Raw genomic sequence first — 12,669 nt, forward strand, 5'->3', positions numbered from 1 at the left:
GGTCACGGGCGTTATCACCCCCTGACGGACGCCTTCAGGCTCCCGAAATACTGCCATGGCGGGCGGCGCGACGCACCCGAGAGCGCCCGCAAGCCAGCGATCTTCGGTCATTCATAGATGCTGTTGCGGTGATCAATGTCGATCACCAAAACGATCAGGCGTGCGTCTTGGAGGTCGCATACAACGCGATAGTCTCCGACGCGATACCGCCACAGACCTGAGAGAATTCCGGTGAGGGCTTTGCCTTGATCCCGGGGATGATCGAGTGTCGCGATTGCTCGAAGTGCGGCGCTTATACGGTGAGCGGTCTGTGGATCAGCTTTCCGAAGCCACTTCGCCGCGTCGGGTGACAGGTCAACTTCCAAACTCACTCGATCTTATCCAGGATGCTGGCATCGACCGGGGCATCGCTGAGCCCCAGCTCGCGCTCGACGACGGCTAGCGGCACGGCCTGCACCCGACCCGAGCGAAGATCCGCAGCGCGGGCGATGATGCCGTGCTCCCATTCCAACTCCGCCAGGTCGCGCTCCAATACTTCGCGCACAACATCGCCCTGGCTTCGCCGGGTCGCTTTGGCGAGCGCTTCGACGCGCGCGCGCAGGTCGTCAGGAAGCCGTACTGACATGGGGCGTCCCAGTGGCGCTGAATCACTCATGTACTCGTTGTAAACGATGTTTACATGCATGTGCGATATTCGCGTACTTCGCCTGTTTAATGCGGAATCGCTGCTGGGCGGCCCATCCGGAGCACCTTGCCGCTGTTGGCTCGCTTCGAACCCTAAACGGGCAGCGAAGTCTGTGCCGATGGACGGCTATAGGACGCGAAGTGCTGAACGTTCATCTCGTTCTCGGCGGCTGAGTGCATGGAGGACCTCCCTGTCTCCATGACGCTCACGCGCGGCCGCCACGAGCACGTCGACGGCGCGGGTAATAGCAGCTAGAGGCGCCTCCGCCGTCGAACCCGCACTCAAACTGAGGTCCTCACTGTGCACAGGCAACTCAACGAAGCGAGTCGCCAGATATTCGTCCAGCAGCAGTTTCTCACCGGGGCGGTGCGCAGCCAATACGCCGACGCTCATCCCCTCAAGAACGGATGGCAGATTCTACGCTTTCGTCGTCGGCTCTTCCGCGAGTAGTTCGACGGCAGCGCGAGCGGCCAACAGAAATGACGACCGAATTTCATTCACACGCATCACTACGTCAGCAAGAGGCACGAAGACTTCCAGTAATCACTGGATAGATCCTTAGCGCAGTGCAGATGAAGGACGACCGGATTCTTCCCATCGCGGGGCGCTCTGCGGGGATCAGTCGACGACTCTGAACCGCTCAAGCACCACGAGCGTGTTGTCATCCACGACGAAATTCGGGGTCCCTCAGAAAGGCTCGCAATTGTTCGCCCTCCCAGAATCGCTCGTGCGCGAGACGCCACTCAGCTCGCCCGCGCTGTGCTTGCTTTCGCTGCGGGGCTTGCCTCCCAGCTTCTTTACGACCCCATGGACGAAGAATCGGCACGAACGCTCGTGACGTCGACGATCGGCGCGCTAACTCTGACGCCTGGAGGACCTAAAGATTCCAAGCGTCCGTAGCAGGAACCCTATGCGGGCAGTGCGGATCTCGGGTCAGTAGTGTTCTCGGGCTTGCAGGATGACGATGTGGTCGTCCGTGACGTAGTAGACGAGGCGGTTCGTGTCGTCGATGCGGCGGGACCACGCGCCGGAGAGGATGTGCCTGAGGGGCTCGGGTTTGCCGATACCAGCGAACGGATCGCGCAGCGCGTTGGTGATCAGCTGGTTGATGCGTTTGAGAGTCTTGCGGTCCTGGGTCTGCCAGTAGACGTAATCCTCCCACCCATTGGGGTCGAAGGCGATCGTCCGCGTCACGCGTCCAGGAGGTCGTGCTGCTCGAACTCGCCGCGCCGGGCCCGCTCTATCGCCGCGAGCAACCGCTCGGCGTTCGCGGGGTTCCGCAGCAGGTAGGCCGTCTCGGTCATCGCGTCGTAGTCCTCCTTCGACAGGATGACCGCGTTTCCGTGCCGGGATACGACCTCGATAGCGGTGTGGTCGTCGTTGACCTGTTGGATGAGCCCGAACAGACTCTTGCGTGCTTCGCTCGCGGTGATCGCCGACATGATCGCCTCCTGTGAGTTGTACTTGATAGCGTACCACTAAAGGTGTGGTGGAGGGCGCGCTTTGCAAGGCGTGACCGGGAAAGCGCCTCGTGCACTGCGCACGCATAGTCTTCCTGCCGACTGCATCGTGAGCGCGGCCGGCCGCGTCGCAAGCGGGACTCCCTACGGGACGGACAGTCGCACTACCTATTCTCAAGACCTTCGGCGGTGCAGCCCGGGCCGACAATCAGAAAATCTGCTTTGGTTGACCATCGGGCGTATGACCAAATCGGGCTAAGAGCAAGAGCAAGAGCAAGAGCAAGAGCAAGAGCAAGAGCACATGCGCGGTGCCTGATAACACCCCGTCCAAGAGTCCGGCGGGAAGCAGGATGAACCGTCCCTGATTTCCTGCCGCTTTCTTTCTGGTGAAAGGATTCGGATATGCCCAAGAAACACCCAACAGAGGTTCGCGAACGAGCGGTCCGTATGACTCTTGATCGTTTGAAGGATTACCCGTCAATGTGGGCCGCGTGCCGCGACCTAGCCCCAAGCTCAACATCGGCGCCGAGACGCTCCGAAAGTGGGTCATCCCAGGCACAGGCCAACGCCGGCGAACGCACCGGGCCCACGAGCGAGGAGCTCGAGGAAATCAAACGCCTCAAGCGCGAAAACCGTGACCTGCGCGAGACGAACGACATCCTCAAAGCAGCGGCGTCTTTCTTAGCGAGGGAGCTCGACCCTCGCAACCGTCCATAGTCGCTTTCATCGTCCAGATGAAGGCGAACGGCCATGGAGTCGAGTTGACGTGTGGCGTCCTGCGCGAGCAGGGCGTCACGGTCCTGGTCGAAGTCATAGCCGTAGGAGCGAATTAGGGCATCGAGCCGACCGGGGCGAGCATCCTCTCCCGGAACGTCACGGTCTGCGTACTCGCCGAGCGGTACGAGCCGATAAGCGAGGTACGCAAGATCCCAAATCCGAGGCCCAGGGGAAGCCATGTCGACATCGATAAGACCCGTGAGGTGCCCGTCTTGGAAGACCATATTGTAGGGAGCGACGTCGTTCAGGCACGCCGCCTCGATTGGCTCGTGCGCCGGAAGCTGCCACGTGGCGGCCAGTTGCGCGAGTGGCACGTCGGCGCCATGAATCCGTCGGAGCAAAGATCCAGCCTCGTGCAGGATCGTCGGCGACCACATCCAGCCTGGCAATGGGTAGTTGCCGACGGTTCCCGGGAGGTAGGACAGCATTTCCCTGCCCTAAGTGGGAGCAAACGCTGGCCGTTTTCCCGGTATCGGGGGTGTCAGATTCCATGGCGTGGAATCTTCCACATAAAAACAGGTTGGGCCCATAAAATTTGTGCGGGTGACGCATTACCCGAGACTGGCACCACTAATCAAAGGCGGACCGTGAAATATTTCGTAGCTGCAGTCCGACTATCTGTCGCGATACTGGGCACTGTGGCGATTCTGTCGACATTTTTCGACACGGCCACGCGGGCGACGATTAACCCGTTCAACTTCTTCGGGTTTTTCACCATGCAAAGCAACATTATTCTGGTTGTTGTGCTGCTGGTGGCCGCGGTCGTGTCCCTCTCCGGACGACGCCAGTCGCGGTCGTTGATGTTGGCGCGAGGATGTGCAACAACTTACATTGTCATCACTGGCGTCGTGTACAACGTGTTGTTGGCCGGACTTGAAGGTGGCGTGTCCCTCGCGTGGGCTAACTCCGTGTTACACATAGTCCTGCCCCTCTATGCCGCGCTTGATTGGGTGATCTTCAGCGACCGCAGTGCCCTGCCGCTGAACAAGATATGGGTCGCGCTTGTCTACCCAATCGTGTGGATCATCGTCGTCACTATCCGTGGGGCGACCGACGGATGGGTACCCTACCCATTCCTAGATCCGGCACAGGGCTACGGCGTCGTCGGGCTCTACGCTCTGGCCATTGCTGTCGCAACGGTCGTTTTCGCTTCGATTATCTGGCTCACCAGTCGATTGCATGTCGTGCGCAATTTAACACCTGGGGATGGGCCCGAAACCCGTTTCTCGGAATTTGGGCTGCACCCAGTCATTCAAAAATAAGAGCCCAGATAGACGGTAAAAACTAGGTTGCACTTCCTTCGCGGGTTTACGTGCCACTTCAGCGCGAGTCAATCCGAGACCACTCAGAGTCAGACAGCACGGCAATACGAGGCAGGTGCAAATTCTGCTTAAACCCTCACCAGGCCTTAGGAGGTACGCCTTAGATCGGCTCTCCCGACGTCTGGGCCGCGGTGACGCTCTCGCCGGCAGCTTCCTCTTCGCTCTGCTCATGGTGCGGCGCCGTTCCCGAGAGCCGCAGCGTCGCCAGGAAGCCGAGCACGAGGAACCCGGCAGCGGCGAAGGCCGAGCACCGGGTGCCGTCGCTGAAGGCCTCCCGCGCGGCATCCGCTACAGCCGGGCTCTGCGCCTCGAGAGCCGGGATCGCGGAGCCGGCACTGTTCACGACCGCGTCTACGATTTGCGTCTGGGTCTGGGTCGGCAGGCCCGGCACGGAGGACAACTTCGCGTCGAGCGATGCGCCGACCGCGGTGAACAGCACAGTGCCGAGAACCGCGATTCCGAGCGCGGACCCGATCTGCCGGGCGGTGCTGGAGGTGCCGGAGCCCTGGCCGCTCTGCGCCACAGGGACGTCCTTGAGCACCACGCCGGTCAGCTGCGCGGTGGCCAGGCCGACGCCGATCCCGTAGACGAACAGGAACGGCACGACCACCAGCCAGGTGGCTTCCGCGGTAATGACAATCCCGAGCCCGGTGACACCGATGATCTCCGCGACGATGCCCATGCGCACGATCGTCTCCGGCGAGGTCTTGTTTCCGAACGCGCCCGACAGCCCGCTGGCCACGAACGAGCCCAGCGCGAGGGCGAGCAGCACGAAACCGGTCTGCAGGGCGTCATAGCCGAGCACGTTCTGCAACCAGAGCGGCAGCGAGAGGATGATGCCGAATTCGCCGAGCGACACGATCATGGCGGCGATATTGCCGTTGCGGAACGAGGGGATCGCGAACAGGGAGAAGGCGAGCAGGGTGGTCTGCCCGGCCCGCTGCCGGTAGCGCCCCCAGGCGACGAAGGCGATCCCGGAAACGATGGTGAGCAGGAAGACGAACGGGATGATCGACCAGGAGTACGGCCAGGTCCAGTCGCCGAAAGTCGGGGCGTTGTTGGTGAGCCACCAGCCGTAGGTACGGCCCTCGATCAACCCGAAGACGAGCGAGGCGCTGGTGATGACCGAGAGGATGGCACCGACCACGTCGACGCGGCGGGGCTCCCCGGCATCCCGGGATTCGACCACGAAGACCAGCACGCCGATGATGATGACGATGCCGAGGGGCACGTTGATGCCGAACGCCCAGCGCCAGGAGAAGTAGGTGGTGAGCCAGCCGCCGAGCAGCGGGCCGACGGCCACCATGCCGCCGATGGTCGAGCCCCAGATCGCGAACGCGATGCCGCGGTCCCGGCCACGGAACGTGGCGTTGATGATCGACAGGGTGGTCGGCAGCACCATCGCGCCGCCGACACCCTGGATCAGCCGGGACAGGATCAGCAGGTCACCCGACTGGGAGAACGCGGCGAAGACGGATGCCGTGGCGAAGACGATCACGCCGAGCACCAGGATGCGGCGGCGCCCGAAGCGGTCAGCGAGCGTGCCGAACACAAGCAGGAGCGCGGCGAAGACGAGCGTGTAGCTCTCCTGCACCCACTGCACCTGGGTCGACGTGATGCCCAGGTCTTCCACGATCGAGGGAATGGCAACGTTGATGATCGTGGAGTCGACGATGATCAGGGCGACCGCGATGCTGATGAAGACGAGGCCGGCCCAGCGACGGCGGGCCGAGGGTGCGGTGGGGGCGGTGCTGGTCATGCGGGTACCAATCCTCGCGTTGACGTGGAAGAGGAGCTTCGGATGCGAATGGTGACGGTGACCGTGAGAATGACGACCACCGCGACGAGGGCCGCGATCGCGGCCGGGGTGGAAAGAAGAGTGCCAGTGAGGCGGGCGACGGCGATCCAGGCGAGTCCCCAGCAGAGGGATGCGGAGGGGGCGAGCCGGCCACGTCCGGAGAGGGCGATCAGCACGCCGACCAGACCGGCCACCGCGATCACCGCGACTGCCCAGACGTCCGGGCTGATACCGAAGCCGCCGAAGCCGGCGGCGACGAGCACGGCCGTCACGTTCGCCGCGGTAGCGATGCTGACCCAGCCCAGGTACAGGCCGATCGTGCCGTCGGCGACGATCGTCTCGACCAGGTTCTTCGGCCGCGAGGCGAGGGTGAGCAGGAACGCCCGGATAAGCACGGCCAGAAGCAGCACGATCACGGGGACGCTGAGTGCGAGCAGGTCGAACTGGATGCTGAGGATCCAAGCCGCGTTCAGGACCAGCGACGCGGCGACCGGGTAGCCGAGGGTGCGCTGCCGGGCATCCGTTGTCTGCGCAGGCAGGAACTGCCAGATAGCGTAGGCGATCAGGCCGAGGTAGATCGGCGTCCAGATGCCGAATGCCGGGCCGTCGGGGGCGATCGGGGTCGCGTCGGCGGCCAGGGCCCCGCCCGACGCGTTCTGGATCGGGGTTCCGCCGGCGGCGCCCGAACCGATGAACGATCCCACGATGGCCAGGATCGCACTGACCAGCACCACGGTCTGGCGCAGACGATCGTTGCTCAGTTTCATCTCAGTCTCCTAGTAATCAGCTAGCTGATTAGTTGACGCTAGCACTAGATTAGGGGGCATGACCACACCTGATCCGAAACCCCCGGCGGACCAGAAGCCGAGACCGGCGCCAGTGCAGGAGTCCATGGCCTGCTGGCCGACCGGACGCCTGCTTTCGACCGCCGCGCGGCTGGTCGAACACGCCTGGGTGGAGGCGCTGGACCAGCTGGGACTTACCCACGCCGGCATGGTCGCACTGCACCTGCTCGGCTCGGGGCCGCTCAGCCAGACCGAACTCGCTCATGCCGCCCGCGTGCAGACGCAGACCATGTCCCGCACCCTCGAACGACTCGAGCGCGAGGGCTACGTGGTGCGAACCCGGGACGAGCACGACGCCCGGCGACACTCCGTGGTCAGAACGGATGCCGGCACCGCCGTCTGGGAGCAGTCCCGCACGCTCGAGGCCGACCTCTTTCCCGAGCTCGAGAACGCGGACGCGATGCGTGACGCACTGCTCACGATCATCTCTGCCTCCTCAGCCCGCCGCTGGTAACCCGGCCGTACGACACCTGGCAAGCGGGGCACCCCGCGGGCGTGTCTCCTAACGGCTTCAATCAGATCGTGATGGCCCGGATGAGGACTCCGCCGCGGTGGATGACGGCGCGCTTGTCCTACCGGGTCGCGATGCCGCACATCGCTGCTCACTGCCTGGGCTGATCTTGCCCAATACCCATGCATTTGCCGGCCAGCCGCGCGACTGTCGCACTCGTCTGGTGCCTGGTGGTCGCGTACACGGTGGTTATGGTGGTCTACCAGCGCAAGATTGCCGAAGCGTCGGTTTTTCGCGTTCATTGCGAACCCCTTAGCCGCAATACCGTTCAGTTAAGCACCTGAATGGTGATTTCTGGCTCGTGAATGGGTTGTGGCCAGTGGGCGTGGTGGAAGCGTTTGGCGGGCCATTTCGAGACCTTGCGTTTGATGACGCGAGTGTTTGATCGTCGTCGGCGGGCGGGGTTCAGCCTCCGGACAAGGGCGCGAACCGCATGACGCCAGACCGCTGTGGCGTGGTCAGGTTGCGGAGGGGGAAAAAACGCCCTGTGCCACGGAGCGGCGGGCGATTCGGAGTGCGGCAACGAACGACACCCGGTCGGGGTCGCGGTGAGCGTGGCGCCCGTGACAAGAAGATGACGGCTGCCTCGTGCACGCAAATGCGCGGGAGCCGAAAGCAACCCGCACGAGGTCCCGTCCCCCGAGCTGACTTTCCTTTTGCGCAAGTGTGAAGCGTGGCCGTCCCGGCCTTGCCGAGCGGCTCGATATACACAGCAAGGCCCACACTGACCGCGACTAAACTAAATACTTCGGTTTAAGGGGTGTTCGTGATCGACCAGGAGCTTGTTCGGGAACAGAACTTTGTCCAGGGCCTGTATGCGCGGCTGGACGCGCTGGCGAAAGAGGCCGAAGGTCAGCTGAAAGCGGTGCGCCGCCTCGATGTCGGTGGCAACCACCAATCGCGCAGCGAACGCGACACCTTTGCCCGCCTCTACGAGGACCGCATCGTGCAACTGCGCGAGGTCGACGACCGGCTCGCCTTCGGCCGACTCGAAACCATGCCCGACGACTCCGGCGAGTCGGTCTACCGCTACATCGGCCGGGTCGGCCTGCGCGATGAAGACCACAAACCTTTGTTGCTGGACTGGCGGGTGCCGCAGGCGAGCGCGTTCTACCAAGCCACCGCCGCCACACCGCTCGGCACCCGGGCTCGCCGCCACCTGCTGTCCAAGGGGCGCAGCATCATCCGCATCGAAGATGAGATCCTCGATGCCGCCCTGCTCGCTGATCCTTCGGCGAGCGCGCACCAGGGCGAAGGCGCCCTGCTCGCCGCCCTCACCGCGCAGCGCACCGGGCACATGTCCGACATCGTCTCGACCATTCAGGCGGAGCAGGACCGCATCATCCGCTCTGAGCTGGCCGGTGTTCTGGTCGTGCAGGGTGGCCCGGGCACCGGCAAGACCGCCGTGGCACTGCACCGCGCCGCCTACCTGCTTTACACGCACCGGGATCGCCTGCGGGACAGCGGTGTGCTCATCATCGGCCCGACACCGTCGTTCCTGCAGTACATCGAGGCCGTGCTGCCCTCGCTCGGCGAGACCGGCGTCGTGCTCAACACCGTCGGCCAGCTTTTCCCCGGCATCGAAGCGACCAAAACGGATGCCCCCGCCGTCGCGGCCCTCAAAGGCCAGACCTTCATGGCCGACCTCATCGCGCGGGCTGTGCATTCCCGGCAACGCACCCCTGCCGCACCGCAGGTGCTGGTCGTGAACGGTGATCGCATCGTGCTGCAGCCCGAACTCGTGGCCCACGCGATCGCGCGTGCCCGCGGCACCAATAAGACTCACAACGAGGCCCGCGTGACGTTCGTGAAGACCGCCATTAACGCGCTCTCTCGGGTCTGGCTCGAGCAGCTGCAGAAGCAGGGCCGGTCGATGGACGACACCGACCTGCCGATGCTGCGCGATGACCTGCGCCTGGCCGACGATGTGCGGGTCGCACTGAACACCGCCTGGCTGCCGCTGACCCCGGAGAAACTGCTGCAGGATCTCTATGCGCGGCCGCAATGGCTGGAGGAACTCACCCCCCGCTGGCGTTTCGCCCAGCGCAAGCTGCTGGCACGCCCGCGCGACGCCGAGTTCACGATCGCCGACATTCCGCTGCTCGACGAAGCCGCCGAACTGCTCGGTGAGTACAACGCGGTGGACCAGGCCAAGAAGCGCGCGCTCAAGGAACAACGGGGGCGCGATGTGGAGAACGCCGAGACGGCCATCGAGAACATGCAGGTGAAGGGCTTGGTCAACGCAAAAGACCTCGCCGCCCGAGCCGGTGAACTCGATGAGCGCTCGACGACGAGTGAGCGCGCCGCCCGGGATCGCAGCTGGACCTACGGCCACGTCGTCATCGACGAGGCTCAGGAATTGTCGCCGATGCAGTGGCGCCTGGTGCTGCGGCGTGGTCCGCGCCGGTCGTTCACGATCGTGGGTGACATTGCGCAGGCGGCCAGCGCCGCGGCATCCGCTACCTGGAAAGAAGCGTTGCAGCCGGTGCTCGACGGCTCGCCCGAAGCGGACCGTTGGCGACTCGAAGAGCTCACCGTGAACTACCGCACCCCCAGCCAGATCGCCACGGCGGCCGAAACGGTGGCGCTCTCACACGGTCTGTCGATCACGCCGTCGCGCACGGTGCGGTCGAGTGAGTGGCCGGTCGAAACGGTAGCGGATGCCGCGGTGGCGGTCCGCAGCGACCGCGCGCTCGGCGCAGGTGGCACCCTCGCCGTGATCGTCGTCGACGCCGGGCTCGATGAGCTCGAAGCCACCCTGCGCGCCGAATTCGGCGATCTGCTCGGCGTCGGAGCACTCGGCCTGAGCCGGGAGATTGCGCTGCTCACGCCGCGAGACGCGAAGGGGCTGGAGTTCGACGCGGTGATCGTCGTCGACCCGGCGGCCATTCTCGCGGCCTCCGAGCGTGGCGCTGGCGCACTCTACGTAGCGATGACCCGGGCCACGCAGCGGCTGTACCTCGTGGGGGACGCGCCGCTGGGCGATACACAGACTTCCTCCGTGGCTTAATTAGGAAATCCGTGGGGCGTAGCGCTTCTTGCCCGCGGAGCAGTGCGGGACCGGGCCACCGGCCGCACGGATTTCCTGAATTAGCCACGGGTAACGCGGGAGCCGTGGGCCGCCTACCCAGTCGGCTACCGTGGAAGCATGACATTGGAGTCTCAGCCCACACCCTTTTCCAGCCTCGACGACTACATCGCGCTGCCCCGCGTGGAGGGTCTCGCGCTCTCGCCCGACGGGCAACGCGTCGTGCTCACCGTCGCCACCCTCACCCGCGATCAGACGAGCTATGAGCGCGCACTCTGGTCGGTGGCCGCCGACGGCAGTGGTGTTCCCACCCGTCTGACCCGGTCGGCGAAGGGCGAATCGCAGGCGGCGTTCACGGCCGCCGGTGATGTGCTGTTCGTCTCCGGCCGGCCCGACGCGGCCGTTGCAGAGAAGGACACCGAGGCCGCCCAGCTCTGGCTGCTGCCCGCCGCCGGCGGCGAGGCCCGCGCGATCACCCGGCTCACCGGGGGAGTGTCCGGCATCGCAGCGGTGGCGACTGCCGCGCGGTCCCTCGTGATCGCGGCCGACCTGCTACCGAGCGCCGCCGACCTCGAAGCTGAGGGCGCCGCCCGCAAGGAACGCACCGAGAAAAAGGTCGCGGCCATTCTGCACGAGAGCTATCCGGTGCGCTTCTGGGACCACGACCTCGGCCCCGCAGAACCCCACCTGCTCGCGGTCAGCCTCGCCGACCTGCACGACACGATCGCGGCCCCCACAATCAACAGCGAAGCGGATGCCCCTGCCCCGTACCCCGCCGACCTCCCACGTCCCCGAGACCTCACGCCCACCCCCGGCCGCACCATGGATACCGCCGGCCAGGCCCTGACCCCCGACGGATCCACGCTCATCGTGGCGCTGCGGGTGGCCGAGCAGCGCTCCGGCCGGTACGTTCTGGTGTCCATCGACGTCGCGACCGGCACCCAGACCACCCTGTTCGACGAGCCGAAGGTCGACTTCGAATCGCCAACCGTGAGCATCGACGGCCGTCAGGTCGCCTTCGTACGTTCCGCCGTCAGTACGCCGGACGGCCCGGCCGACCAGGAGATCTGGGTCGCCGACCTCGACGGCGGCCACCCGCGCCGCCTCGCCGCCGAGTGGGACCGTTGGCCGTCGAGCTTGGTCTTCGACTCGCCGGCAGAATCGCCGGCCGACTCGAGCCAGGCCCTCATCGTCACCGCCGACCACGACGGCCGCGGACCGATCTTTCGGGTGCCGCTCGATGGCGGCACGCCCGAACAGCTCACGACCGACGACTTCAGCTATACCAATGTCTCTGTCGACGCCCAGACCGGCGCCATAGTCGCGTTGCGTTCCTCGTGGATCACGCCGGCGCATCCGGTGCGGATCAGCCGGTCCGGTGTCATCACCACGCTCGCTACCCCGGCCGCGCTGCCTGTGGTTCCGGGCACGATCACGGAGGTGGAGACCGTGGCGGGGGACGGAGTGCGAGTGCGCGCGTGGCTGCTGCTGCCTGCGGGAGCCTCGATGCAGCATCCGGCACCGCTGTTGCTCTGGATTCACGGCGGCCCGCTGAACAGCTGGAACGCGTGGAGCTGGCGGTGGAGCCCGCTGCTCGCCGTGGCTCGCGGCTACGCGGTGCTGCTGCCCGACCCGGCGCTCTCGACCGGCTATGGCCTGGATTTCATCGCGCGTGGCTGGAACTCCTGGGGTGCCAAGCCGTACACCGACCTGCTCGCGATTACGGATGCCGCCGAAGCGCTCCCCGAGATCGATGAGTCTCTGACCGCGGCGATGGGCGGATCATTCGGCGGCTACATGGCCAACTGGGTGGCCGGCCACACCGAGCGGTTCCGCGCCATCGTGAGCCACGCGAGCCTGTGGTCGCTCGACCAGTTCAACGGTACGACTGATAACTCCGAGTACTGGCAGAGCATCTTCTCGGCACAGGGCATGATCGACAACTCGCCGCACCAGGCGGTGCGCGACATTGTCACGCCGATGCTCGTCATTCACGGCGACCACGACTACCGGGTGCCGATCGGCGAGAGCCTGCGGCTGTGGTCGGAACTGGCCGAGCACCACGCCACTGCCGACGGCAGTACCCAGCACAAGTTCCTCTTCTTTCCCGATGAGAACCACTGGGTGTTGAAGCCGCAGCACGCGGTGATCTGGTACGAGACCGTGTTCGCGTTTCTCGACCAGCACGTGCACGGCGCCAACTGGAAGCGGCCGCGCCTGCTCGGCTGAGCGTACGACCCGGC

Annotated in this window: 11 protein-coding genes; 4 read left to right on the forward strand and 7 right to left on the reverse strand. The window is 65.0% G+C overall.

Going from position 1 to position 12,669, the window contains the following annotated elements; translation table 11 throughout:
* Positions 1-107: 107 nt before the first annotated feature.
* From CXY78_RS18255 to CXY78_RS18285, 5 genes are all read right to left on the reverse strand, one after another.
* Positions 108-371 (reverse strand): type II toxin-antitoxin system RelE/ParE family toxin, encoded by a 264-nt coding sequence (locus CXY78_RS18255; protein WP_092339619.1) that lies wholly within the window; start codon positions 369-371, stop codon positions 108-110.
* Positions 368-625 (reverse strand): ribbon-helix-helix protein, CopG family, encoded by a 258-nt coding sequence (locus CXY78_RS18260; protein ID WP_158253344.1) that lies wholly within the window; start codon positions 623-625, stop codon positions 368-370. Before CXY78_RS18260 ends, CXY78_RS18255 begins: the two co-directional genes overlap by 4 nt.
* 993 nt (positions 626-1,618) lie before the next feature.
* Entirely contained in the window at positions 1,619-1,879 is a 261-nt protein-coding gene (locus CXY78_RS18275; RefSeq protein WP_092339621.1) for a Txe/YoeB family addiction module toxin, read from the reverse strand.
* Positions 1,876-2,127, reverse strand: coding sequence for a type II toxin-antitoxin system Phd/YefM family antitoxin (locus CXY78_RS18280; RefSeq protein ID WP_092339622.1), 252 nt, complete (start codon positions 2,125-2,127; stop codon positions 1,876-1,878). Before CXY78_RS18280 ends, CXY78_RS18275 begins: the two co-directional genes overlap by 4 nt.
* A 488-nt stretch (positions 2,128-2,615) precedes the next feature.
* Positions 2,616-3,350, reverse strand: a complete 735-nt coding sequence (locus CXY78_RS18285; protein ID WP_104090568.1) for a phosphotransferase — start codon at positions 3,348-3,350, stop codon at positions 2,616-2,618.
* 210 nt (positions 3,351-3,560) lie between these two features.
* On the opposite strand from CXY78_RS18285, the gene CXY78_RS18290 reads away from it, so the two are divergent.
* Positions 3,561-4,184: a Pr6Pr family membrane protein gene (locus CXY78_RS18290; protein ID WP_104090569.1), complete on the forward strand. Its 624-nt coding sequence runs from the start codon at positions 3,561-3,563 to the stop codon at positions 4,182-4,184.
* A gap of 160 nt (positions 4,185-4,344) precedes the next feature.
* Here the strand turns inward: CXY78_RS18290 and CXY78_RS18295 are convergent, their stop codons facing one another.
* Positions 4,345-6,003: an MFS transporter gene (locus CXY78_RS18295; RefSeq protein WP_104090571.1), complete on the reverse strand. Its 1,659-nt coding sequence runs from the start codon at positions 6,001-6,003 to the stop codon at positions 4,345-4,347.
* A complete protein-coding gene (locus CXY78_RS18300) occupies positions 6,000-6,809 on the reverse strand; it encodes a tryptophan-rich sensory protein (RefSeq protein WP_092339626.1) in 810 nt (269 codons plus the stop codon). The genes CXY78_RS18295 and CXY78_RS18300 overlap by 4 nt, the downstream gene beginning before the upstream one ends.
* Before the next feature lie 58 nt (positions 6,810-6,867).
* Here CXY78_RS18300 and CXY78_RS18305 point away from each other — a divergent pair, with 58 nt between their 5' ends.
* From CXY78_RS18305 to CXY78_RS18325, 3 genes are all read left to right on the forward strand, one after another.
* Positions 6,868-7,341, forward strand: coding sequence for a MarR family winged helix-turn-helix transcriptional regulator (locus CXY78_RS18305; protein ID WP_233197496.1), 474 nt, complete (start codon positions 6,868-6,870; stop codon positions 7,339-7,341).
* Between the two features lie 823 nt (positions 7,342-8,164).
* Positions 8,165-10,408: a UvrD-helicase domain-containing protein gene (locus CXY78_RS18320; protein ID WP_199182636.1), complete on the forward strand. Its 2,244-nt coding sequence runs from the start codon at positions 8,165-8,167 to the stop codon at positions 10,406-10,408.
* Between the two features lie 138 nt (positions 10,409-10,546).
* Positions 10,547-12,655, forward strand: coding sequence for a prolyl oligopeptidase family serine peptidase (locus CXY78_RS18325; RefSeq protein WP_092339630.1), 2,109 nt, complete (start codon positions 10,547-10,549; stop codon positions 12,653-12,655).
* Positions 12,656-12,669: the final 14 nt, after the last annotated feature.

Origin of the sequence: Cryobacterium sp. N19, from assembly GCF_002929595.1 — a bacterium.
Classification (GTDB): domain Bacteria; phylum Actinomycetota; class Actinomycetes; order Actinomycetales; family Microbacteriaceae; genus Cryobacterium; species Cryobacterium flavum.